16 protein-coding genes, 1 tRNA gene and 1 riboswitch are annotated in these 23,349 nt (G+C 55.4%); of the genes, 5 read left to right on the top strand and 12 right to left on the bottom strand.

Features of this window, described 5'->3' with window-relative positions; all coding sequences use genetic code 11:
• Positions 1-18: 18 nt before the first annotated feature.
• From phbB to FQ179_RS02925, 7 genes are all read right to left on the bottom strand, one after another.
• Positions 19-768 (bottom strand): acetoacetyl-CoA reductase, encoded by a 750-nt coding sequence (gene phbB, locus FQ179_RS02895; RefSeq protein WP_149395773.1) that lies wholly within the window; start codon positions 766-768, stop codon positions 19-21.
• A gap of 63 nt (positions 769-831) precedes the next feature.
• Positions 832-1,959: an ABC transporter permease gene (locus FQ179_RS02900; RefSeq protein ID WP_149395774.1), complete on the bottom strand. Its 1,128-nt coding sequence runs from the start codon at positions 1,957-1,959 to the stop codon at positions 832-834.
• A gap of 1 nt (position 1,960) precedes the next feature.
• Entirely contained in the window at positions 1,961-4,822 is a 2,862-nt protein-coding gene (gene rbbA, locus FQ179_RS02905) for a ribosome-associated ATPase/putative transporter RbbA (protein WP_149395775.1), read from the bottom strand.
• 8 nt (positions 4,823-4,830) lie between these two features.
• Positions 4,831-5,910, bottom strand: coding sequence for an HlyD family secretion protein (locus FQ179_RS02910; RefSeq protein ID WP_149395776.1), 1,080 nt, complete (start codon positions 5,908-5,910; stop codon positions 4,831-4,833).
• Positions 5,911-5,920: 10 nt separating this feature from the next.
• Positions 5,921-7,480 carry an efflux transporter outer membrane subunit gene (locus FQ179_RS02915; RefSeq protein WP_149395777.1) on the bottom strand — a complete coding sequence of 520 codons (1,560 nt, stop codon included), beginning with the start codon at positions 7,478-7,480 and terminating at the stop codon, positions 5,921-5,923.
• A 60-nt stretch (positions 7,481-7,540) separates the two neighbouring features.
• Positions 7,541-8,305 carry an enoyl-ACP reductase FabI gene (gene fabI, locus FQ179_RS02920; protein ID WP_149395778.1) on the bottom strand — a complete coding sequence of 255 codons (765 nt, stop codon included), beginning with the start codon at positions 8,303-8,305 and terminating at the stop codon, positions 7,541-7,543.
• Position 8,306: 1 nt separating this feature from the next.
• Complete coding sequence (locus FQ179_RS02925; protein ID WP_149396878.1) at positions 8,307-10,025, bottom strand: alpha/beta hydrolase; 1,719 nt, start codon at positions 10,023-10,025, stop codon at positions 8,307-8,309.
• A 326-nt stretch (positions 10,026-10,351) separates the two neighbouring features.
• Here FQ179_RS02925 and FQ179_RS02930 point away from each other — a divergent pair, with 326 nt between their 5' ends.
• Both FQ179_RS02930 and FQ179_RS02935 read left to right on the top strand, forming a co-directional pair.
• Complete coding sequence (locus tag FQ179_RS02930; RefSeq protein WP_149395779.1) at positions 10,352-10,981, top strand: TetR/AcrR family transcriptional regulator; 630 nt, start codon at positions 10,352-10,354, stop codon at positions 10,979-10,981.
• Between the two features lie 108 nt (positions 10,982-11,089).
• On the top strand, positions 11,090-13,258 hold the full coding sequence (locus FQ179_RS02935; protein WP_255474807.1) for a triacylglycerol lipase: 2,169 nt from the start codon (positions 11,090-11,092) through the stop codon (positions 13,256-13,258).
• Positions 13,259-13,340: 82 nt separating this feature from the next.
• Here the strand turns inward: FQ179_RS02935 and FQ179_RS02940 are convergent, their stop codons facing one another.
• The 4 genes from FQ179_RS02940 to FQ179_RS02955 all read right to left on the bottom strand — a co-directional run bounded on the left by FQ179_RS02940 (position 13,341) and on the right by FQ179_RS02955 (position 18,335).
• Positions 13,341-13,793, bottom strand: a complete 453-nt coding sequence (locus tag FQ179_RS02940; protein WP_149395780.1) for an OmpA family protein — start codon at positions 13,791-13,793, stop codon at positions 13,341-13,343.
• 157 nt (positions 13,794-13,950) lie between these two features.
• A complete protein-coding gene (locus FQ179_RS02945) occupies positions 13,951-14,742 on the bottom strand; it encodes a crotonase/enoyl-CoA hydratase family protein (RefSeq protein ID WP_149395781.1) in 792 nt (263 codons plus the stop codon).
• Between the two features lie 80 nt (positions 14,743-14,822).
• Positions 14,823-16,439: a long-chain-fatty-acid--CoA ligase gene (locus FQ179_RS02950; protein ID WP_149395782.1), complete on the bottom strand. Its 1,617-nt coding sequence runs from the start codon at positions 16,437-16,439 to the stop codon at positions 14,823-14,825.
• Between the two features lie 258 nt (positions 16,440-16,697).
• On the bottom strand, positions 16,698-18,335 hold the full coding sequence (locus tag FQ179_RS02955) for a HAMP domain-containing sensor histidine kinase (protein WP_149395783.1): 1,638 nt from the start codon (positions 18,333-18,335) through the stop codon (positions 16,698-16,700).
• 247 nt (positions 18,336-18,582) lie between these two features.
• Positions 18,583-18,679, top strand: a riboswitch (SAM-I-IV-variant riboswitch).
• A 139-nt stretch (positions 18,680-18,818) separates the two neighbouring features.
• Between FQ179_RS02955 and FQ179_RS02960 the strand changes: the two genes are divergently transcribed.
• The gene (locus tag FQ179_RS02960) at positions 18,819-19,151 is read left to right on the top strand and encodes a hypothetical protein (protein WP_149395784.1); all 333 of its coding nucleotides are present in this window, start codon (positions 18,819-18,821) and stop codon (positions 19,149-19,151) included.
• Positions 19,152-19,884: 733 nt separating this feature from the next.
• On the opposite strand, the gene FQ179_RS02965 is transcribed toward FQ179_RS02960, so the two are convergent.
• A tRNA-Leu gene (locus tag FQ179_RS02965) sits at positions 19,885-19,969 on the bottom strand.
• Between the two features lie 103 nt (positions 19,970-20,072).
• Here FQ179_RS02965 and rnr point away from each other — a divergent pair.
• Both rnr and rlmB read left to right on the top strand, forming a co-directional pair.
• Positions 20,073-22,523: a ribonuclease R gene (gene rnr / locus FQ179_RS02970; protein WP_149395785.1), complete on the top strand. Its 2,451-nt coding sequence runs from the start codon at positions 20,073-20,075 to the stop codon at positions 22,521-22,523.
• A 73-nt stretch (positions 22,524-22,596) separates the two neighbouring features.
• On the top strand, positions 22,597-23,343 hold the full coding sequence (rlmB, locus tag FQ179_RS02975) for a 23S rRNA (guanosine(2251)-2'-O)-methyltransferase RlmB (protein WP_149395786.1): 747 nt from the start codon (positions 22,597-22,599) through the stop codon (positions 23,341-23,343).
• Positions 23,344-23,349 lie beyond the last annotated feature (6 nt).

Here is a 23,349-nt window from a genome sequence, read left to right on the forward strand (position 1 = left end):
TCGCGAATGCCATATTCGTCAGTACATATGCTGTCCGCCATTCATGGAGACATTGCTGCCCGTCATGAATGCGGCATCATCGCTGCATACAAATGCAATCAGCGCGGCAAGCTCAGAGGGCTTGCCCAGCCTGCCCACGGGTATCTGCGAAATGATTTTGGTTTCAAGCACGTCTTTGGGTACGGCCGCTACCATTTGGGTGTCGAGATAGCCAGGTGAAACTGTATTAACAGTAACACCTTTGCGGGCAAGTTCTTGCGCCAGTGACTTGGTGAAACCATGTATGCCTGCCTTGGACGCAGAGTAATTGGTTTGCCCGAACTGCCCCTTGGTGCCGTTAATGGACGCAACATTGACGATGCGGCCCCATCCGCGCTCGGCCATGTCTTCAGCAAAGGGTTTGGTTACATTGAACATGGAGTCTAGATTGGTACGCAGTACGGCATCCCAGTCTATTTTCGACATCTTGCGAAACGTGGTGTCGCGCGTAATGCCTGCATTGTTGACAAGAATATCGACCTTATGGCCGTCAGCACGAATGTTCGCAGCCATGGCTTCGCAAGCATCATAATCGGCAATGTCGGTTGCATAGGCGTGAAAGCTGTAACCCTCTTCGGCCTGTTTGTACAGCCACGTTTTAACGTGGTCATTGCCAGGAGAGTGCGTGACCAGTACCGTGTGCCCGGCGTCGTGCAGTTTTCTGGCAATGGCTTCGCCCAGGCCCCCCATGCCGCCCGTTACCAGCGCAGTGTGTTTTTTTGTCATCATAAGCTCCTTAATATACGGTGGAACAAAATAAAAACGGACGGCGGCTGCGTTTCATGGCAAAACTTACGCCATGCCGCTGATGGTGGCGCGAAACCGTTTCAGCGATAGCGCAAATAAGGCGGCGCCTATGGCAAACAGGGCCAAAAACGGCTTCCACACCACGTCCAGCCCGGCACCCCGGTACAAAATGGCCTGGCCCAATTCCACAAAATGGGTGGTGGGTGCCAGCAGCATGATTTTCTGCACAACAATAGGCATGCTTTCATAAGGCGTTGAGCCGCCCGATAGCAGTTGCAGGGGCAACAAGGTAATCATTAGCAGCAGGCCGAACTGCGGCATGCTGCGCGCAACTGTAGCCATAAAAATGCCCATTGCTGTCGTGGCAAAAAGACAGAGTGTGGTCCCGACCAGAAACAGTGTGATTGAGCCTTCGATGGGCACGTGCAGAAAACCACGCACGACAAAGTTTAGCGACGCTGCGACCGCAATCAACACGACCAGACCCATAGACCATACTTTGGCCAGCATAATTTCTGTGGGTGTCACCGGCATGACAAGCAGGTGTTCAATGGTGCCGTGTTCGCGTTCGCGGATGAGCGCGGCGCCAGTCAAAATGATGGCAAGCATGGTGACGTTGTTGATAATCTGCATGAGGCCACCGAACCAGCTCTTTTCCAGCGTGGGGTTAAAGCGTGCCCGAAGGGCCAGTTCTACAGGTAAGTCGGCGTTGCTGCGATAACGCTGAACAAATTCATTAACCTCTGTCAGCACGATGTTCTGGATATGGCCGTTACCCGTAAAAGCCTGGCTCATGCGCGTCGCGTCGATGTTCAGCTGAACCTCTGCATATTTGCCCGCCAAGACATCGCGCTGAAAGTTGGGTGGAATATTTAGTACAAAGGTATACATGCCCGAGTCCATGCCAGGGTCCATGTCCTGATAGCTGATCGCCGCGGGTTTTACGAACTGCGGTGGGTAAAACGCCGACACAATGCGCGCAGAAAGAGGGGAATGATCTTCATCGACTACCGCGATGGACGCATGGTGCAAGGTCTCGGGCATAGACGTTGCAGCGGTGTAAACCGACAAGCTAAAGGTGTACACAATGAGCACCAGCATGGTGGGGTCACGCAGCAGACTCCACAATTCTTTAACGCCCAGACGGAAAATATTTGATAAGTGACGCAGCATGTTATCGATCCTGTTTACGCAACAGGGCAATGGCCGCGCCCATGATAATTGGCACCGCAATCAACATCGGCCAGAAACTTGCGTACAGGTCTTTCATGCTGAGCGCTTTTGCGAAAACGCCGCGGCTAATGGTGAACATATAGGTGGCGGGGTAGATATCACCGATGAAGCGGCCCATTCCTTCCAGCGACGATACCGGGTTGATCAGCCCTGAAAACTGAATGGCAGGTATAAGCGTACCGATCAGCGCAAAAAACATGGCGGCGATCTGGCTGCTGGTTACCGACGAAGCCAGCAAGCCCAGACCTGTGGAAATAACGCAAAAAATGCCAGCTGCCAACAGCAGGGTCAAAAGGCTTCCCTTTAATGGGACGCCAAAAGCCACGACGGCCACCAGCGTCATCAGCAGAAAGCTGATCAGGGCCAGACCAACATAGGGCAATTGTTTGCCAATTAAAAACTCGCTGCGGGTTACTGGCGTGACGTACAGGTTGATGATGGAACCCAGTTCTTTCTCGCGCACAACTGCCAGCGCCGTCAGCATTGATGGCAGCATGAGCAGCAAAAGAGGAATGACTGCTGGTGTGATGGCCGGCAGGCTTTTAACATCAGGGTTGTAGCGAAACCGGGACTGGACCACGGCAGGGCTGGTCAGGGTGATGCCCATTCTTTCGCGCACCTGCTCTTGCAACCATTGCTGATGCATGCCTTGAACATAGCCCTGTACGGTTTCGGCGCGCGTGGGCATGGCGCCATCTATCCATGCACCGATCTGCACCTTATGGTCTCTCATGATGTCGCGCCCGAACCCGGGAGGGATTTCGATGGCGAGCGCCAGTTCACCGCTGCGCATGCGTCGGTCAAGGTCGTCATGATTCAGAATAGGCGGTCGCTCGATAAAGTAACGCGAGCCTGACAGATTCGACGTGTAGTTGCGGCTGATGGTGGTCTGGTCCAGATCAAGGACGGCATAGCGCAAGTCTTCAACATCCATGCTGATGCCCAGGCTGATAACCACCAGCAAAATCAGCGACCCGAGCAGCGCCAGTGTGGCGCGCACAGGATCGCGGCGCAGTTCCAATGCTTCACGCCAGGTATAGCTGAGCATGCGTTGGAGGCTGAATGCGACAGGTCGCGGCCGCGAAGCGTGGGGAGTCGCGCTTCTGATCGGATTGTGCGTGTCACTTTCGCGTGGTGTGGTGGAAACATCTGGCGTATCGCTACTAACGGCTTCCTTCACCTGTGATGTCGCAGTTATGTCTGGGTTAGCACCTTGTGCAACCGGTGTTGCGTTTGTGAAATAGTCTGGCATGGTGGTGCCGCTGGCATCAACCAGATAACCCACAAATGCCTCTTCCAGTGTGGCGGCGCCGCGTTTCTTTGTGAGCGCGGCAGGCGTGTCGCTGTCCAGCACTTTGCCGGCATGCATAAGCGACATGCGGTCGCAGCGCTCGGCCTCGTTCATAAAGTGTGTGGAAATAAAGATCGTGACTTTGTCACGACGCGACAACTCAATCAGCAGACGCCAGAAGTTGTCGCGCGCCACCGGGTCCACGCCTGAGGTGGGCTCATCAAGAATCAACAACTCAGGACGGTGCACCATGGCAACAGCCAAAGACAGACGTTGGCGCAGGCCCAGTGGCAGATTGCCTGGCAATACATGGAGCGCATCTTCCAGGCTAAAGCGCGTGGCCATTTCTTGGACGCGCTCAGCGATGTCTGACTCGGGCACATGAAACAATCGGGCGTGCAACACCAGATTCTGGCGCACCGTCAGTTCACTGTAAAGAGAAAACGCCTGCGACATATAGCCTACGCGTTGGCGGGTGGCAATATCGTGGGGGTCTATCTCTTTACCGAAAAGCCAGGCGCGACCTTCGCTGGCGGGCAACAGGCCCGTTAGCATTTTCATGGTCGTCGATTTGCCGCAGCCGTTTGAACCCAAAAAGCCAAAAATCTCGCCACGTCGGATGCGAAAGCTGACATTGTCAACGGCCACAAACGTGCCAAAGCGCATGGTCAGGTTTTTGGCCTCGATGGCGACATCGGCGTCGGCATCCAGATCCAGCGCAGGAATGCTCACGGGCTCATAACCACGCCGCTTTTCTTCCGGAAGCAGGCGTATAAATGCGGCTTCCAGGCTTTCAGTGCCGGTCTGACGCAGCAATTCGGCAGGTGTGCCTTGCGCAAGTATGCACCCATCGTCCATGGCAACAAGGCGGTCAAAGCGCTGAGCTTCGTCCATATACGCGGTTGCCACAACAACACTCATGCCTGGCCTTTCGAGGCGGATACGGTTTATCAGCTCCCAGAACTGCGCACGTGCCAAAGGGTCTACGCCGGTCGTTGGCTCATCAAGAATGAGCAGATCGGGGTCGTGGATGAGTGCGCAGCAAAGGCCAAGCTTTTGCTTCATGCCACCCGATAACTTGCCCGCAGGCCTGTCCTGAAATGAATCAAGATCTGTGCTCTGCGTCAGGTCGTCGATGCGACGCCGGCGCTCGGCGGCGTTATGACCAAACAGCCGTGCAAAAAACTGCAGGTTTTCTTCGACCGACAGAGTAGGGTAAAGGTTTTTTCCCAGCCCCTGAGGCATATAGGCGATACGAGGGCATACCTCAACGCGGTGCGATTTGTCCGCCATGTCGCCGCCCAGCACTTCGATGGTGCCGCGCTGTATGGCGCGGGCGCCAGCGAGCAAGGCCAGCAGGCTAGACTTGCCTACGCCATCGGGGCCGATCAGGCCGACCATGCAGCCCGATGGGATATCCAGGTCAATGCTTTTAAGCGCTACCGTTTTGCCATAATGCTGCCCGACGCCGCGCAGATGCGCGACGACCCCAAGAGAAGTCTCTTTCGTCATTGTGCCCATCACTCAGGTACTTTGACGTTAAGCCACTCTGGCCAGGTTTTTTCTGTGTCGTACTTGATCCACGCCACGCCCGGCAGGCCTGTTTTCACCTGTTCGAGATGCTTGCGCAGTAAAGCGGGGGGAATCTGCGCCTTGACCCGGAACATCAGCTTTTGTCGCTCCGATTCGGTTTCCACGGTTTTTGGCGTGAACTGTGCTGTACTGGCCACAAATGAAATATGTGCGGGTATGACCAGCTCTGGCGCAGCGTCAAGAATAATGCGCGCCTCAGTGCCGATGGCCACGCGGCCAGCCACAGTCTCGGGTAAAAAGAAGGTCATGTACACATCGGCCAGGTCGACGAGATTAAGCACCCGCCCGCCCGCCCCCAGCACCTCACCTGGCTCAGCCACACGAAACTGAATGCGGCCATCACGTGGTGATTTGAGCAGGCTGTCATCGATGTCTGCCTGCACGCGCTTCATGGTGGCCTCCACGGCTGTCACACGTGATTGCGCACCGATTTTTTGTGCCTTGGCGGCCTCGACGGCAGCCAGACTGGCCAGAACCTGCGACTTCGACGCCGCCAGCGCAGCTTCAGCGCTACGGACTCGCGCACGGTCATCGTCCAGCTCTTGCCTGGATGAGGCGCCTTCTTTTGAAAGCGTTTCTGACCGGGAGAGTCGGCGACGGGCGGCATCAAGCTCTGCTTCGCGCTGGCTGACCACGGCGCGCATGGCAGCTACGTCACTTTCGCGCAATGCCACCTGGGCTTCTGCAGCCGTAACGGCGTGCAGGGCTTCCTGGCGCCCAGCATTGACTTCGTCCCGCTGTGCTTCGAGGGTGTCAATTTGCATGCGGGCCAGCGGTTGCGCCTTCTTCACAAAGTCGCCTTCCTTGGCCAGAATTTCTTCAACCCGCCCGGGCAATTTTGTTGCCACGTCAATTTCTACCGCCTCGATGCGACCATTGCCGCTGACGAAGCCCTCACCGGGGCCGTTGTCGGCCATCATGTTAGACCAGGCATACCAGCCGAAACCGACGGCAGCAACTACGGCAGCGACAACAACTGTTTTTTTAAGAGAGGCGGACATAGCCATCGTTCAAACCTTATTCTGTGATGTTTCCGGGGGTCGAGATCGCCCCGGAAGAGATGGTGGTTGCAGCGGCGGCGGCAGGGGCGGACGAGGAGCCGGGTATGTTGCCCGTCGTCGGAGTCGTTGGGGTGCTGTCAGGCGTTTCTGTGCTGGCACCGCCGCCAAGCGATGCATACAACGACACATGGGTCGACAGCAGGCTGCGCCTGGCCTGTACAAGTAGTTGCTGCGCCTCAAGTAAATCGCGCTGTGCGTCCAGCACTTCGAGATAAGCTGATGCACCACTGTCATAACGCAACTGAGCCAGCCGCGCCCGCCGAGTTTGCGCATCAACTGAGGCTTCCATGTTGGCAACCTGCTCGGACAACCATTGGCGCGCCGACAAGGCGTCGGCCACCTCGCGAAATGCGGTTTGTATGGTTCGCTCATAGTTGGCGACAGCCAAGTCGCTGCGCACTTCGGCCAGGTCCAGATTGGCGCGTCGGCGGCCCGCATCGAAAATCGGCAGAGATATCGAGGGCATAAAGGCCCAGGCGCGGCTGCCGCCTTTGAACAGGTTGTCGAGCTCGACACTTGCCGTGCCAAAATTTCCTGTCAGGCTGATAGTGGGAAAGAAAGCAGCCCGGGCCGCCTTGATATTGGCGTTTGCGCCTTCCAGGCGATGCTCGGCAGCGATGATGTCGGGGCGATCGGTAAGTAGGTCTGACGGCAAGCCAACACGCAGCGGCGCAAAAATTTTGCTGTCGGTGGAGGGCGGTTCGTTCAGGGTTGGAAACTCGACGCGGGTCTCGCCCAGCAACACGGCCAGGGCATGGGCCTGCGCCGTGCGTGCCTGCTCCAATTGGGTGCCCAGCGCCCGGGCTTGGATCAGCAGGGTTTCAACCTGGGTCAGTTCAAGTAAAGAGGTGGCGCCCACGTCGTGGCGACGCTTAAAAATACGATACGACTCTTCGCGTGTTGCGATGGTCTGGTTTGCCAGTGCAATGCGTTCGTCCAGTTCGCGCAAGCCCAGCCAGGCATTTGCAACGTTGGCAATCAACGTAATACGCACGGCCCGTTGTGCCGCATCGGTTGCCAAATACTCTTGCAGGGCAGAATCTTTCAGGTTGCGCACGCGTCCCCAGAGGTCAAGCTCCCAGTTGCTCAAGCCCGCGTAAGCCTCGTATTGCGAGGTAACGACAGAGTTACCCGAAAAATTCAGATCACCTGGTACGCGCGAACGGCCACCGCTACCTCCTACCCCAATTGTAGGAAACTGATCAGCCCGCTGTATGCTGTATGCCGCACGTGCCTCTTCGACACGAAGCAGCGCCATGCGGTAGTCAGGGTTGTTTGCCAGAGCCTGAGCGATGGCTTGCTGTAGCCCAGGGTTTATAAAGTAATCACGCCAGTGGAGTTCCACTGCAGTAGGCCCGCGCTCTGGTACGGCGGCTGTCGCATCTGCTGGCCAGTTATCGGCCACAGGGTTGGCCGGCAGTTCGCGCGTCGAAAGCGGGGCGCACCCCGCCAAGGTTGCAGCAAGCGCCAGGGCACCAAGCCGCAATGCATGGGTGGTACTCAGGTGGAATTTCATTTGTACTCGTTGTTCCTAGGAGACGCAATCAATGCAAGGCTTGATCACTGCCGTCAATAGTCAGTTCAGGATGTGATACCCGCCGTCCACATACTGTGTCGTGCCGGTAATGGCTTTGGCCTCGTCGCTGGCAAGAAATGCGCACAGGTAGCCGACGTCATCAATATTGACGGGTCGGCGCAGCGGTGCGCGCCGCAGGCTGTCCTGAATGAGGCCGTCGATATCAGGGAGACCCGATGCCGCACGCGTTGCAAGCGGCCCGGGTGATATGGCATTGACGCATATGCCTGCAGGGCCAAGTTCTGAGGCCAGGTAACGCACCAGCGCTTCTAGCGCGGCCTTTACGGGCCCCATCAGGCCATAGTTTGGAATGACTTCTTCGCTGCCCAGATAAGACATGGTTACCAGGCTGCCACCATCAATCATCAGTGGTTCAGCATGGCGTGCAAGCCGGGCGAATGAATGGCAGGAGATATCCATGGCCTGCATGAAACCTTCACGTGAGCTGTCGACGACACGCCCGTGCAAGTCTTCACGCGGGGCATAGGCAACCGAGTGCACGATAAAGTCGAGCTTTCCCCATTGCTGTTTGATTGTGTCGAACACAGCCTGCATTTGCTCGTCCTGTGTTACGTCGAGCGGCATGCGCAGGTCTATATCCAGCTCGTCGAACAGAGGCTCGACATGCGGGCGTGTGCTTTCTTTTTGCCAGGTGGCGGCCAGCTCTGCGCCTTGTTCACGCAGGGCGCGGGCGCATCCCCATGCAATGCTGTCGTCATTGGCGATACCGACGACCAGACCTTTCTTCCCCTTGAGTGAGGGCATTTTATTTTTCCTTGACGTATGTGCCTGGCGCGTCGCCGAGCAGCTTGTATCCATTACTTGGGGCACCCATGCCTGGGGGTTTGATCATCTCGCCCGAGCGAGCTTTGAGCCATGTCTGCCATTCGGGCCACCACGAGCCTTCGTGTGCGGCCGCAGTGCTGGCCCATTCTTCTGGCGCGATATAAGCGCCACGGGCTTGGCGGGTTTCGATCTGGTAGTTGCGCCGAGGGCGGCCTGGCTCACTGACAATGCCGGCATTGTGACCACCACTGGTCAGTACAAAGGTTATTTCGGCCGGCACCAGATAATGCAGCTTATAGACGGAACGCCATGGCGCCACGTGATCAGTTTGGGTGCCAACGCAAAACATGGGCAGCGTAAGATTGCCGAGTGCAACCGGGCGACCCTTGACCGGGTAGCGGCCTTTGCTGAGATCGTCGTTCAGAAAGAGCCGGCGCAGATACTGTGAGTGCATTTTTGCGGGCATGCGTGTGGCATCGGCATTCCAGGCCATAAGATCAAACATGGGTCGGCGTTCGCCCAGCAGGTATTCATTGATCATGCGCGACCACAGCAAGTCGTATGAGTTAAGCATCTGGAAGGCGCCTGCCATCTGGTCGGCACGCAGATAGCCGCGTGTGTCCATTTGCGCTTCGAGCAGGCTGACCTGGCTTTCGTCAATGAAAAGGGCAAGTTCACCCGGCTCGCTAAATTCAGTCTGGGCTGCAAGCAGTGTCATGGAAGCCAGTCGCGTGTCGTTATCGCGTGCCATGGCCGCCGCAGCGATAGCGAGTAGCGTGCCGCCAAGGCAATACCCCACAGCATGAATGTTGCGCTCGGGCACAATGGTGTTGACGGCGGTGAGTGCTCCCTGAATACCTTGTTCAAGGTAATCATCCATGCCCAAATTACGCTCTTCGGACCCTGGGTTCTTCCAGGAAATACAAAATACCGTATGCCCGTTGTCGACAAGATATTTGATCAAGGAGTTGTGCGCTGACAGGTCAAGAATGTAATACTTCATGATCCAGGCTGGAACAATGACTATGGGCTCTGGGTGTACCTTGTCAGTGGTTGGCGTGTACTGGATCAGTTCCATCAGGCGATTGCGCATTACAACTTTGCCCGGCGTTGCTGCCATATTTTTGCCGACCACAAAGTCATCGGTACCCGGTGGCGGTAGTTGCGCGATACGGCGTTGCGCATTGTCGAGAAAGTACGCAAAACCCCGCATCAAATTGGCGCCGCCTTCATCCAGAGTGCGCTTGAGCGCGACCGGGTTGGTGGCTAAATGGTTGCCGGGTGAGAATACATCCAGCCATTGTCGTGCGCCAAAGGCGACCAGGTTTTCATGATGAGGTTCTACCCCCCATACCCCGCGGGCCGCTTCTTCCCACCACTGCTGGTTCAGTAGAAAAGACTGGTGCATCAGATTAAATGGCCAGGCCATCCAGGCTGGATCACTAAAACGGCGGTCGTGGGCTGGTGGTTCGATGCAGGCGCGGGCTTCGCCAGGGCCTGCCACCAGGCACTGAAGCAGGTATTCGACCAATTGGCCGTTCTGATCGTGTGCCAGTCGCGCAAGTTCTGCTTGTTTTCCTGGCGAAGCCGCCAAATGCGTGGCCCAGTCTAGCCAGGCCAGCATGCTCGAATGAGGGGAAATTGAGGAAAACGCACGCGCCAGGGCGGCATGAGCCCGGCTGTCGATGGCGTTTGCCATGGAAAAAGGAGGACTGTTCACAATCTGACTCCCAACGCTAAGGATGAGTAATGCCTTTATTATCGCGGCTGCGTCAGCGGCACTGCTTGATTCAGATCAACTAACGACCGTATGGTCGTTATATATAGTTATGGTTTGAAGAAATGGCGCGCGGGGTGGAAGGCATCTCACCGGACCGGCGCCTGATCAAGCAAGCTTAAGGGAGTCTATCATGCTGAAGTTAGGGTTTCTACTAATCGATGGTGTTGTGCGACTAAGGTCGTATACCAGAAGCGTGGGCAGTCCAGACATTGCCTGCGCACCGTTTTTTTCGGCATGTCGTTGTCATGTGTAACGATACAGACGTTAAGCGTAAACGTATTCGCCTTCGGCCTGAGGTGCGCAGGGAGCAGATTCTTCAGGCTACGCTGGCCGAGTTCAGTGCACATGGCTACGCAGCCAGCTCCGTCGAGAAGATTGCGCAGCGTGCCGGTTTATCCAAAGCTGGGATCTACGCCCATTTTTCAGGTAAGGAAGAAATCTTCGAGGCCCTGTTGATGAAGGTGTTGGTGCCGTCCTTTACTGGCTTTGAGACGCATAGCATTGACGGCGAGTCACTGGAAGACATTGTGGATGTTTTTATTTCCACGATGTATGACCGCCTTGAGGATCAAACGTTTTTGGCTGTATTTAGGCTTATGATCGCTGAGGGTGGGCGTGCACCACATTTGCTCAAACGCTGGCGTAATGAGGTAATTAAACCCTATCTTGATCAGCAGCAGACACTGCTCGATCGCTGCGTTGAGCGTGGTGTGGTCCGTGCAAGTGCAGTGGCTGCAAATTATGCGCTAGTACTGGCACCCAGTGTATTTGGCTCGCTATTGCGTTTACTCTCTGATGAAGATGTGAACAAGCGAGAGTTGGCTCAGCTCAGAGATGCTCATCGACAATTTTTGATGGAAACGCTGCAACCATGACGAGGCCCAAAACAATGACAACCGTCATGATGACACCAGATGAACGGACTACTGAAATAGTCTCGCCCCCGCCCGGGCTCGAACACCGTGCCGTTCTGGTTGCACTAAATGATGCATCGAAATAAACGCTGTGAGGCCAAGTCGTTTGGGCCATTGCAAGAGAAGGGCGATGTGCCTAAACAAGCGCGGCCGCGTACGCTCGGGCGGCACGTTAGCACGCTACGTCGCGCGCTGTTCACATTGCCTTTCGGTCTGTTGCTGGCTGGTTGCGCCATGGTGCAGGTCAAGCCTCTGAGCACCAGCGACTACATTGCCATGCGCCGTGGCGATATTTTGTCTACCGGCGAAATCAGTGCAAGCGCACGTGAAACAGTGCGTGTGGCAGCGCTTGACGAAGGAGCCTGTGCAAAGTCTTCTCCACGCTGTCTGCATGCCCTGTCTGATGCAACGGGTATTGACGAAGAGCGTCGCATGGCGGCCCTGGCCGAACTGTGGCTACAGCAAGCTCAGGCAATACCCGTACGCGACGCCGTCGAAAACCTTGAGGCCCGCATTGATGCGTGGTTGGAAACTGCACGGCATGCCTATGCGTACCTGTTTTTTACGGCACGTAAGCCCGGGGAACGCGCGTTTGAAGACAGGCAGACCCAGGTACGCGACTACTACAACTATGCCGTGCTTCAGGCGACCACATTGATGTTCGAACGGCGCAACGGCGCTGTTGATGCCTCGGCGGCCAGTCGCGCCAACCTTGCACGAAGCAGAGAAGGCGGTAAGTTGTCGGTCAGTCCGGCCCGTACTGATGCGAAAGGCAGTCTGACATTGCGAGTTGGGAAATGGCGTATTCGTCCTGAGTTGACCGATGCCCGTCTGCCAAATGGCGCCACGCTACCTCTGGAGCTGATACCTGCTTCTTCTTTGTCGTTCGCGGGCTTGCGCAATGTGTATCAGCGCGACGGCTTTGGTGCGGAGTTGGTGTCTGTGGTGGCCGATAAACGTACAGCGATAGATCAAACAGATAAACAACAGGCAGTCGGAGAGGTCAATCTGGACGGCGCGGCAGCTGCAAAGCAAAACAAGTCGTCGCGAATTGCGCCGCAATACAGTGAGGTGCCTTATTCGTCAATGACATTGCTGCTGCATTTTGAGGGGGAAAACCTCGGCCAGGTGCTGTCTACCCATGATGCGTCGCTGACGGTGCATGACCCTTATCGCGAAAGCCATCTTATGGTGCAGGGTTCTCGCGTACCGCTGGCCGGCAACTTTACTGCAGGCTACGGGCTTTGGCTGGCGCGCTCTGATTTTGCCCGAGAGTCGTTGCGTACGCTGCTGGGGCGCGGTCCTGGCCTGGGCCAGCCCCATCTGTATCTGATGCAGCCTTATGACCCCAATCGCCGTATTTTGCTCATGCTGCATGGGCTTGCCAGTAGCCCGGAAGCCTGGGTAAATGTTGCTAATGAAATACTGGGCGATGAAACGCTGCGCAGAAATTATCAGGTGTGGCAAATGTATTACCCCACCAATATGCCGTTGGCCGCAAATCGTACGTCGATTTACTATACCGTTATGGGCGCGTTACGGCATTTTGATCCCGAAGGAGTCGCTCCGGCTTCTCGCGACATCGTGTTAATTGGTCATAGCATGGGTGGGGTGCTTGCCAGGCTTTTGCTGTCCAGCTCGGGCGATCGCATATGGCAGTGGTTTGAGAGTACCTATCCTGTATCGGCAGAACGCGTTGCCAAACTGCCAGTGCGCAGACGCGCCACGTTTTACTTTGAGCCCATGCCGGGCGTAAACCGGGCCATTTTTATTGCCGCGCCGCATCGGGGTACTGATATAGCGGCAGGCCGCCTCGGGCGCTGGTTTGCAAGCCTAATTTCGATTCCACTTACTCTGCTGGCAAACGTGGACGACATGGCAAGCGCTCTGGCTCGTGGCAAAGATGAACGGCCAGGGGCAAGCAAGCCTTTGCATATTCCGAACAGCATCGAAAACCTAAGCGCGACAGATTCTTTTGTGCAGGTCGCGGCAGAGTTGCAAATTTCGCCTCGTGTAATGTATCACTCCATTATCGCCAAAGCCGACCCCAACACGCCGTTGGAAGACTCCGATGACGGATTGGTGCCTTACCTTAGTGCGCATCTTGACGGCGCACAATCGGAAGCCGTGGTTATTTCAGGCCATAGCGTGCAGGAAAACGGGCACGCGATTCTTGAAATCCGGCGCATACTGCATGAGCACCTGAAGGCAACACGCCAGGGTGACCTCGCGCCTTGAAGCGGTACACCACAGCAAACGGCCGACAAACTTCACTGCTGAAGCTTGCCGGCCGAGGTTTGCACTGTATTGTGCCGCCAGATTACCAGCGTATATCGGTTACGTTAATTTCGACGCGACGGTTGGGTGCCAGGCACTCAATAAGTGCTCGCTGGTTTTGCTGTTCACAGTAAACCAGAGGGTGGCTTGCACCAGCGCCACGTGCGCGTACGCGATCAGGGTCGAAACCACCGGCCACGATTTGCTGGCGAACGGAATCGGCCCGACGCTCAGATAGACGCATATTGGCTTTGGCGTCGCCAATGCGATCGGTATGGCCAATGATGTCAAGACGGGTTTCGCCGCGCGCTATCAGCGACGGTACAAGTTGGGTGATGCGACTTCGGCCTTCAGGGGTAAGGTCTGCGCTGCCAAAGGCAAACGAGACGTCACTGTCCAGAATAATGGGCTTTTCCATGGTTGCGCAGCCTGAAATTGCCAGGGTAGTCATCAGCGCGGCGAGTAGAGATACAGTTCGTTTCTTGTCTTTCAGCATGGTACTCCTTAAGGTAAAAGCCCTCGACGGCGTTGTGTTTATTGGTTAGTAAATGGGCGCAACATTGTGTTGATGCCTGTCCGCCGACGGTATCCGTCTTGTAAGTGATATTACGAGTTCTTGCAAGTAAGGGCGCGGTAACGCGCAAGGCGCGGTCTTAGCCTGGCTTTACTTTGTGGGCTTTCTTGGTGACGAAATCATTGAGCCGACCTTGTACGTCTGCACCGGTCTGCACCACGGCAGCCATCAGACCTTCAGCGAACAGACCATCGGTAGCCGACATGTCTGCAATTCTGCTAATGGAACTGACAATGGCGTAGTTTGACAAAGGCGCATTGCCAGCAATGCGTTCTGCAAGCTCCATGGCAAAATCTTTGGCAGACACGGGGTTTTCGGGCGTGTTGCACACATAGTGTGCGAGGCCCAGGCGATGACCTTCTTCTATGCCCATTACCCGGCCGGTCAGCATCATTTCAACCATGCGGTTTGGCGTGATGATTTTGGCGGTACGTACCGTGGCGCCACCGCCCGTAAAAATACCTCGTGTGCCTTCGGGCAAAGAGAAATAAGTGCTGACATCGGCCACGCGGACATGGGCGGCACTGGCCAGTTCGAGCCCACCGCCTACAACCGCACCCTGCAAGCAGGCAATGACGGGGATGCCGCCATGCTGAATTTTGTCAAACGCACGGTGCCAGGCCTGGCATACGCGCAAAAAATCAACGGCGCTGCGTTCTTGATCATGGTGTTCTTTCAGATCGAGGCCGGCACAGAAATGGTCGCCTTCGGCCAACATGACGATAGCGCGAATATGAGCTGGAATGTTCGAAAAGTAGGCATCTATCTCGGCAACGGCGGCTTCATCCAACGCATTGCGCTTGTTGGCCCGATTCAGGGTAATGACGCCAATGGTGCCGGCTTCGTGCGTTTTAAGATAGTTTGTTGTCATGTTGAATCTCCAAAAAATACCCGCACACACGCTGCGTGCATGCGGGTAAGTGTTAATAAGTTTTCAGCGCTATGCCACCGCTATGCGCTTTGCTCCCGGGGTTCAAAAAACATGGTGCGCAGTGCCGTTTTCTGCAACTTGCCGGTCGCGGTCATGGGCATCTTATCGATAAAGTACACATCATCGGGCACCATCCATTTGGCGATACGATCCTTGTAAAGAGCAAGAATGCCTTCAACGGTTGGAGTGGTTGCCGGCTTTTTCATAATAATGAGTATCGGGCGCTCGCCCCATTTTTTATGTGCTCGGGCGATGCAGGCGGCAGAGAGTACATCTGCATGCTCCAGCGCGATGTTTTCAATATCAATGGAAGAGATCCATTCGCCGCCCGACTTGATCACATCTTTGCTGCGATCGGTAATGCGCATATAGCCATTGGCATCTATGCTGGCGACATCGCCAGTGTGAAACCAGCCGTTTTCCAGTGCGGTTTCATCATGACCGTAATAGCGCTCAATGACCCAGTTGCCGCGTATCATCAAGTTGCCGGTGGTCTTGCCATCGTGGGGCAGTGCCTGGCCATTTTCATCCATGATGCTGAACTGTGCGCCAAATAGCGGCCTCCCCTGCGACGCCAGAATGTGCAGTTTTTCTGTGTCGTCGAATGACTCTTGCTCGGGCAGCAGGGTGCATACCGTGCCCAGCGGCGATACCTCCGTCATGCCCCAGGCATGGCGTACAGACACGCCCATGCGTGCCAGCGCTGTGATCATGGCAGGAGGGCAGGCTGAGCCGCCGATAACGGCGCGGTCCAGTGTGCTGAAGCTTAGCCCGTTGGTCTGCGCGTGGTCGACCAAGCCTTGCCAAACTGAAGGCACGCCCGCAGACAAGGTGACACCTTCTGATTCGCATAACTGGTAAAGTGCGACGCCGCTAAGGTCAGCACCAGGCATTACGATTTTTGCGCCAGACATCAGCGCCGAATACGGTAGACCCCATGCGTTTACATGAAACATGGGAACCAACGGCATGACCGTGTTTTTGCGTGAGATGCCCAACGCATCCGGGTGGCATGATGCATAGGCATGCAGCACAGTTGAACGGTGGGCATAAAGCGCACCCTTTGGGTTACCCGTGGTGCCTGAGGTATAGCAAAGGCCACTAGCTGTGTTTTCGTCAAACTGGGGCCAGGTAAACTGCGCATCATCGTGTTGCAGCCACTGGGCGTAGTTTGGCCTGCCTTCATGGCAGGCGTTGTCTGGCTCTTGCAGAACAACCCACTGTTGCACTGCAGGGCATAGTGGAATCAGTTGCTCAACGAGTGCGGAAAAGTGTTGGTCGAAAAAAACAACGGTATCTTGTGCGTCATTAATAATGAACGCAATCTGATCCAGATGCAGGCGCGGGTTAATCGTATGGCAGATCACGCCGATGCCGGCCGTGGCGTAGTAAATTTCAAGATGACGGTGAGTGTTCCACGCAAGCGTGCCTACACGGTCACCGGGCTGAATGTTATTCGCCTGCAACCCAACGGCCAGCTTTCGCGTACGCGTCGCAAAGTCTGCATATCGATAACGGTGGATGCTTCCATTGCCCAATGCCGTGACAATTAGCTGATTGGGGTTGTTGGTGACGGCATGCGTCAGTATGGACGATATCAAGAGGGGAAGACTCATCATGTTTCCCGGTACTGGCATCAGCGTCTCCTGTAGTGTTCTGGTTGTAAGGTATTGGCAGGCATTTTAGACAAGCCAGGCGTATTTAACTATGGTGCATACCGACGGCTGGCTTGCAAATACTGCCCGCTGTTGTAATCGAGGCGGGCAGGCCGTGCAAATGTCTCTAATAAGCCTAGTGTTAGGCACCAGGCCAACCGACAGAGATAGTAACCATTGTGGGCAACGAAGCAACCAGATTAGCTTGACCCTCCGGGAGACGTCCATAAAAGACCCTCCTTAGGCTTTGATGCCTGCCAGTAATTCAATACGTGTGAAGTCCAGCCTTTGCAGGGCAAGGTGTACTTGATCATAAAAATCTGAGTGGGTAGGTTGCTCACGGTTTTGTGCTTCTATCCACCTTTCTATTTCGCTAAGTTCACCATTTGCGGCAAGGCTGGCCAACGTCTGGAGCACAGCAGCCGTTGGGGTGCTGGGCAGTGCCGAGGTGGTTTTTGGAGTTGGGCTGCTATCCCAAACCTGTGTGGGCAATGTAATGGTATTTTCGCTCAATATTTGCGCAGGCAAATGAACGCTAAAGCTGCTGCCGGTACCCGGAGCGCTGTCAAGAATAAGCTCGCCACCCATATTGCGAATGGCTGTGCGTGCAATATACAGCCCCAGGCCGACGCTGCCGGGGCGTTCGTCGCGCTGCTCGAATGCGTTGAAAATGGCCTGCTGGTCCTGCGGGCTGATGCCGCTGCCTGTATCACTAACTACAAACGTGAGGGCAGTCTGGTTTGCGGGGCCCGGTTTGGCGCTGACAATAAACCGTATTTGCCCTTTTCGGGTGAACTTGGCGGCATTGGAAATTAGGTTGAGCAGTATTTGTTGCAGGCGGCGAGGGTCGCTATGAATCAGCTCAGGTAATGGTGTCGCGGCAGTGAACTCGAAACGGTTATGTTGCTGACCACTTAGGCTTTTACCGTGCTGCACCACATCTTCCAGCAGGCTTTTCATTTGCGTGGGCTGCAATCGTATTCCCAGTGGTTGCAGTGCTCGTTTTGCGTGGTCGAGCATTTCGTCGATCAGTTCCATCTGGTAACTTGCCGACCGCTCAATGGCACGAAGATGACTGGCTTGCTCAGCAGTTTGTGTCTGGCTCAGAAGCCGTGCGTATCCCACGATGGTACTGAGCGGTGCCCGCAGATCGTGCCCAAGGTAGCTGAGTTGCTCGAGGTTTTTTTTGTCAGTCAGGCTTGCCTGTGATACTGCAGCTTCGCTGCGCATGCGCTCAAGCAGAAGCAGCACGAACGCTGTGGTGCCGATAATGGGCAGCACTACCGCGACCATGGGTGTAAGCAGGTTCATGACCGATGAGTTGTCGATAATGTTGAAACCCGGCTGAATGTCAAGCATGGCGTAGTACACGCTACGAATTGCGGTAAACAGTGTTACCAGCCCGAAAATGCTCAGCAGTGCCCAGTGGCTTCGTGTTGTGTCGGGCTGCATGGCGTTCTTCAGTGTTAAAAAACTGCCTCCCATAAATAACAACCATGTGGCTGATACGATCATGATGCGAATTCTGGTGTCGGGCTGTACTGCCGAGAACCAGAACAGGCCCAACAACGTAACAACAACCACAATAGTCATCAGATTAATGATGTCTGGTCGTCCGTAGAATCGTCGCAAGGCGTGCCAATAGCCAGCCAAGCCTACCAGCAGCGGACCATTTGCCAGCACTGACGCCAATGGCAGCGGAATATGCAGGTAAAAAGGGAAAATCATACAACCTAGAGCAATGGCAAAGGTTGCCGCTTGCCAGATGTAAGCGAACGGTTGCAGGTCAGATGGCAGATGTCTGCGCATAAAGGCGAGCACAGCGCCGTTGGCAAGCATCATCAATGTGGCGGCTGCGAGAGCAGTAATTGAGTCCATGGCTTGGCCGGTTTACTTTTTAAAGTTATAAATACCGGCGAAGCGGGATGATTTCAGCCCCGTCAACGGCACTGTTTGACTGATTTCTACTGCCCTTCGCATTACATTCTCCGTGTGGTTGTTGTCATTGTTATGCGCGCACCCAAGGCGGTCAGCGAAAATAGGCAATTAATAGAGGGCCTGGTGCAGGCCACCCCGACAATCATGCTCGTCTTGCATCCTTGATGTGATTGCGGCATAATTTAACGCAATGCATCCAGATGTGGCTAGTGCCACGCCAACCTGTGCTCCCTCACAAGGTGGTTCTATGATGCGGCCCATTTAGGGCAAACAAGTGGGTTTTAGTATTGCGCCCGCTATTGCGGGCTTTTTTATGCCTTTTCGTGGCCGGTGTTTTTAAAACCGCGCTGCTAGGGCATGGGGTTTTTTAGTCCAACTTGCTCACCCCGACATCGTGTCAAACGAGCTAAACAGGAGAGCATCATGCCCTACCATTTTTCAATTCGCGGTCAACGCTATTACGGGTATGCGAGCATAGGTGCCGCGCGCATCCGCTTTTATCGTGCCAGCGACGCCTCTGTAATTGGCTATTACCGTCCGGGCGAAGCCAACCCGTGGCCAATAAAGGCCCAGAACAACGATACCCCAGGGTTGGACGACGCCATTTTTTCAGACCTTGAAATCATTGGGGATCACATCAACAAGCGCCGTTGTGCGGGCTTTATAGGCAGCGGTAACAATGCTGTTGTTAACAGCCTTAGTAAACTGTATAACCCCTCGCCTCTACCTGACTACTGTGTGCTTGAGTTCGACTGAGCAAACTCATGGGTACGCTTTAGCGAACGCGTTGGCTGCCCACGCCTACGTTCATATCGCCGTACACCTCCACGCCTGAGCGGGTATGTGCGTTGTCATTGCTACTTGTGTCATGAGCGTGGCGGCCGGCGCAGGCCGAAAGGGCAAGAGTCAGTGTTAAAGCAAAAAGGCGAAAGAGGGCTGGCATAAGTGATGTGGCCTTGTCAGAGTGGGTTTGGGTCAGTGTACTGTGCAGGCTGCGTATTCAAAAACACTCGGTTCAGTATGCTTTTTTACAAGCGGTCATGGTGGGGTTGTCTGTTCCAATGCTTTGTTGTGCCAGGCATATTCTTTTAGGCATGGCTTATGCTGATATGGTCGTCATAGTGTCTTGTCTGGTTTGTACTAAGGGCAGGGCGTTGCAAGAGTACGACAACGACAGGTGGTTTATGTGCACTGCTGAACTAAGTCACACATGCTCGACCCCGGCCGGGCTTTGCAGGCCCGGCCTGTCTCGTCCTCACGCGATGTGCTCAGTGCACGGCGCTTGCTGGGCACCAAAAAAAAGATTGGCCGTCTTTCGACAGCCAATCTTTGTATTCGGTGGTGCCCAGGAGAGGACTCGGTCACACAGGCGCGACCCCGGCCGGGCCTGCATGCCCGACCTTTCTCGTCCTCACGTGATGCGCGCAGGCACATCACTTATTGGGCGCAAAAAAAAGGTTGTCTTTCGACAACCATTTTTTATAGACTTTGGTGCCCAGGAGAGGACTCGAACCTCCACACCTTGCGGCACATGGACCTGAACCATGCGCGTCTACCAATTCCGCCACCTGGGCATTAAAGTGTATGCTATCGCTTTGTTGGTTAACACTGCGTTTCGCACTACAACTTTAAGAGGCGCAAAGTATAACCTATATATTTTCACAATGGAAACAACATTTGTCCAAACGATCTAAAAACGACCCCGACAGTCGCAAAGCGGAAACGGGGCACCAAGATCTCCCTCCCGACTTCGACCCGGACGTCCCGACCCGAGAAGCAGTCCTGCAGCATTTGCGCACCGCGGGCAAGCCTATAACGGCAAAGGCGCTGGCCAAGGCACTCGGTGCCTCCTACCCGCTTTCTATAGGTTTTGACCGGCGCGTCAAGGCCATGGAGCGCGACGGGCAGATACTGCTGAATGCCAAGGGGCAATTGCTGCCCAACAGCCAGCTCGATTTCATCGCAGGTAAAGTGCAAGGCCACCGAGATGGCTTTGGCTTTTTGTTGCGCGACGATGGCGGGCAAGATCTTTTTCTGTCGCCACGCGAAATGCGCAAGGTATTGCATGGTGATCGTGTGCTCGCCAAGCCTGACGGCGAATACCGCGGCAAGCCTGAAGCAACGATTGTTGAAGTGGTTGAGCGGCACACCGACAAGCTGGTTGGCCGATTTCTGAAGGAACACGGCTCGTATATCGTCGTGCCTGAAGATCAGCGCATAAAGCACGACATACTCATACAGGGCGCCGATACCGGTGGGGCAGAAGCTGGCCAAGTGGTTACGGTGCAGATCATTCGCCAACCGGCACGGCATATGCAGCCCTTGGGCAGAGTGGTTGAAGTGCTGGGTGAAATCGATGATCCAGGCATGGAAATTGAAATCGCCGTACGCAAGTTTGATGTGCCGCATATTTTTTCGTCCCAGGTACTCGACGCCGCAACCCGTCTACCCGATACGGTCAAGCCTGCAGATTTGAAAAACCGCGTCGACTTGCGTGACGTACCGTTCGTGACGATTGATGGCGAAGATGCGCGTGATTTTGATGACGCCGTCTACTGCGCGCCGGTCGAACTTGGTACTGAAAAACGCAGGCGCAAAGGATGGCGTCTGCTGGTAGCTATTGCCGACGTCACCCATTATGTAAAGCCAGGCGACGCCATAGACGAAGAGGCGTTTGACCGCGGCACCAGCGTATATTTTCCGCGTCGGGTCATTCCCATGCTACCCGAGGCCCTTTCCAACGGTATCTGCTCGTTAAACCCCGAAGTTGATCGCGTTGTTCTGGTCTGCGACATGGTTATCGTTGGTAGCGGTGCAAAGGCCGGGCAAATCTCGGCCTACCAGTTTTATGACGCCGTCATCCATTCCCATGCGCGCACCACCTATACCGATGTATGGGGTGCCCTGCAGCAGCCTGATGGCCCTGCGGGCCACGCTATGGGCGAGGTATTGCCGCATCTGCAAAACCTGTACGAGCTTTATCAACTGTTCTCAGCGGCTCGCAAAAAACGCGGTGCCATTGACTTTGATACTGTTGAAACTCGTATCGTATGCAACCCGCTGGGCAAAATAGAGCGTATTGAGGCCTATGCACGCAACGACGCGCACAAGCTCATTGAAGAGTGCATGCTTGCGGCCAATACGTGCGCAGCCGAGTTCATGACCCGCAATAAGTGCCCGGGCCTGTACCGCGTGCACGAAGGGCCTACCCCTGAGAAGCTGCAGTCGCTGCGCGATTACCTTCGCAACCTTGGCCTCTCGCTTGGCGGGGGTGATGAGCCAACCACATCTGACTACGCCGTCTTGCTCAAGTCTGCCCAGGATCGACCAGATCGCGAAATTATTCAAACCATGTGCTTGCGCTCATTTCAGCAAGCCATCTACAGCCCCGAGCAGGTCGGCCATTTTGGTCTTTCTTATGACCACTATGCGCATTTCACCTCGCCCATACGCCGCTACCCTGATCTTTTGACCCATCGCGTCATAAAAAGTATTCTGCGCGGCAAGCGTTATGTACCCGATATCGAAGACACCATCGCTGCAGAAGCACTGCCCAAGGGCGAGCGTGAACACGCCATCTGGGAAAAAATAGGACTGTTGCTTTCTGCCAAAGAGCGGCGTGCTGACGATGCCTCGCGCGACGTAGAAGCCTGGCTCAAGTGCTGGTTTATTAAAGAGCATGTCGGCGAGGTCTTCAGTGGTCGCGTCACGGGCGTGGCCAGTTTCGGCCTGTTTATTACGCTTGATACGCTATTTGTTGAAGGCATGGTGCATGTTTCTGAGCTGGGTTCGGATTACTTTCAGTACAACGAGTCCATGCATGAGCTGCGTGGCGAGCGCACAGGTATACGCTACCGCATCACCGATGCGGTTCAGGTGCAGGTAGCGCGTGTAGACCTTGAAGCCAGGCGCATCGAATTCAGGCTGGTCAAGGGCACAGGGTTCAAAGAGCTCAAGGCGGCCATTGATGAACCTGCAGGACAACCAGAACGCAAGATCAAGCGTGCGGCCTCCACCAAACCCGAGGCGCTCAGAGGAACCACGTCCCGTCAACGACGGGCTGAAGCCAAGCGTGGCGCCAAAGCCGCCACAGCGCGAAAAACTGTAAAAGGCCACAACAAGCGCTAGCGTGTTTTGCACTATCCCGCCGGGCCTGGCTCGGCGGGATTAAAATAACCGCGATTCGTCTTCAAGGAACCACATGTCTTCCCATCAGGTACTGACGGGCTTTCACGCCGTCGTCGCCCGCTTGCGCCACGCGCCCGAGTCCATTAAAGAGCTGTACGTCGAAGAGTCGCGCCGCGACAAGCGTATGCAAACCTTCATACAGCAGGCCCAAAATGCCAAGGTGCGCGTGCGCCCTGTACCCCCAGACCGGCTCGATGGGCTGGCGCGTGGTGCGCGTCATCAGGGCGTGGTCGCGCTGGCAGAACCACGTCTGCTTGCCGCTGATGTAGATGAGGTACTTGATACCCTAGAAGATAAAGGCGAGAAGCCTTTATTGCTGATTCTCGATGGCGTCACCGATCCGCACAACCTGGGTGCGTGCTTGCGCACAGCAGACGCCGCAGGTGTGCATGCCGTTATCGCCCCACGTGATCGCGCTGTTGGGCTTAATCAAACCGTGCAGCGCGTTGCCTGCGGCGGGGCAGAAACCGTGCCCTACATCATGGTGACCAATCTTGCACGGACCATGCGTCAGCTCAAAGATCGTGATATCTGGATTGTGGGCACCGATGACGAGGCAGAGCAGAGCATGCACCAGGTTGACGGCCGTCGCGCCATGGCCTGGGTCATGGGTGCCGAAGGTGAGGGCATGCGTCGGCTTACCCGTGAAACCTGCGATGAGCTTGTCACCATACCCATGCTGGGTTCGGTAGAAAGTTTGAATGTCAGTGTTGCAAGCGCTGTGTGTCTTTACGAAACAGTAAGACAACGGAAGGTTTAACGTTGC

This window comes from Pusillimonas sp. ANT_WB101 (assembly GCF_008369125.1).
GTDB lineage: Bacteria > Pseudomonadota > Gammaproteobacteria > Burkholderiales > Burkholderiaceae_B > Allopusillimonas.

Bases quoted from the DNA above. Each gene is read 5' to 3' on its own strand.
- FQ179_RS02945 (WP_149395781.1), bottom strand. From the start codon at position 14,742: ATGACAACAAACTATCTTAAAACGCACGAAGCCGGCACCATTGGCGTC.
- FQ179_RS02950 (WP_149395782.1), bottom strand. From the start codon at position 16,439: ATGCCAGTACCGGGAAACATGATGAGTCTTCCCCTCTTGATATCGTCC.
- FQ179_RS02925 (WP_149396878.1), bottom strand. From the start codon at position 10,025: ATGGCAAACGCCATCGACAGCCGGGCTCATGCCGCCCTGGCGCGTGCG.
- fabI (WP_149395778.1), bottom strand. From the start codon at position 8,305: ATGCCCTCACTCAAGGGGAAGAAAGGTCTGGTCGTCGGTATCGCCAAT.
- FQ179_RS02900 (WP_149395774.1), bottom strand. From the start codon at position 1,959: ATGCTGCGTCACTTATCAAATATTTTCCGTCTGGGCGTTAAAGAATTG.
- phbB (WP_149395773.1), bottom strand. From the start codon at position 768: ATGATGACAAAAAAACACACTGCGCTGGTAACGGGCGGCATGGGGGGC.
- rlmB (WP_149395786.1), top strand. From the start codon at position 22,597: ATGTCTTCCCATCAGGTACTGACGGGCTTTCACGCCGTCGTCGCCCGC.
- FQ179_RS02930 (WP_149395779.1), top strand. From the start codon at position 10,352: ATGTGTAACGATACAGACGTTAAGCGTAAACGTATTCGCCTTCGGCCT.
- FQ179_RS02915 (WP_149395777.1), bottom strand. From the start codon at position 7,480: ATGAAATTCCACCTGAGTACCACCCATGCATTGCGGCTTGGTGCCCTG.
- FQ179_RS02955 (WP_149395783.1), bottom strand. From the start codon at position 18,335: ATGGACTCAATTACTGCTCTCGCAGCCGCCACATTGATGATGCTTGCC.
- rbbA (WP_149395775.1), bottom strand. From the start codon at position 4,822: ATGACGAAAGAGACTTCTCTTGGGGTCGTCGCGCATCTGCGCGGCGTC.
- FQ179_RS02935 (WP_255474807.1), top strand. From the start codon at position 11,090: ATGATGCATCGAAATAAACGCTGTGAGGCCAAGTCGTTTGGGCCATTG.
- FQ179_RS02910 (WP_149395776.1), bottom strand. From the start codon at position 5,910: ATGGCTATGTCCGCCTCTCTTAAAAAAACAGTTGTTGTCGCTGCCGTA.
- FQ179_RS02960 (WP_149395784.1), top strand. From the start codon at position 18,819: ATGCCCTACCATTTTTCAATTCGCGGTCAACGCTATTACGGGTATGCG.
- FQ179_RS02940 (WP_149395780.1), bottom strand. From the start codon at position 13,793: ATGCTGAAAGACAAGAAACGAACTGTATCTCTACTCGCCGCGCTGATG.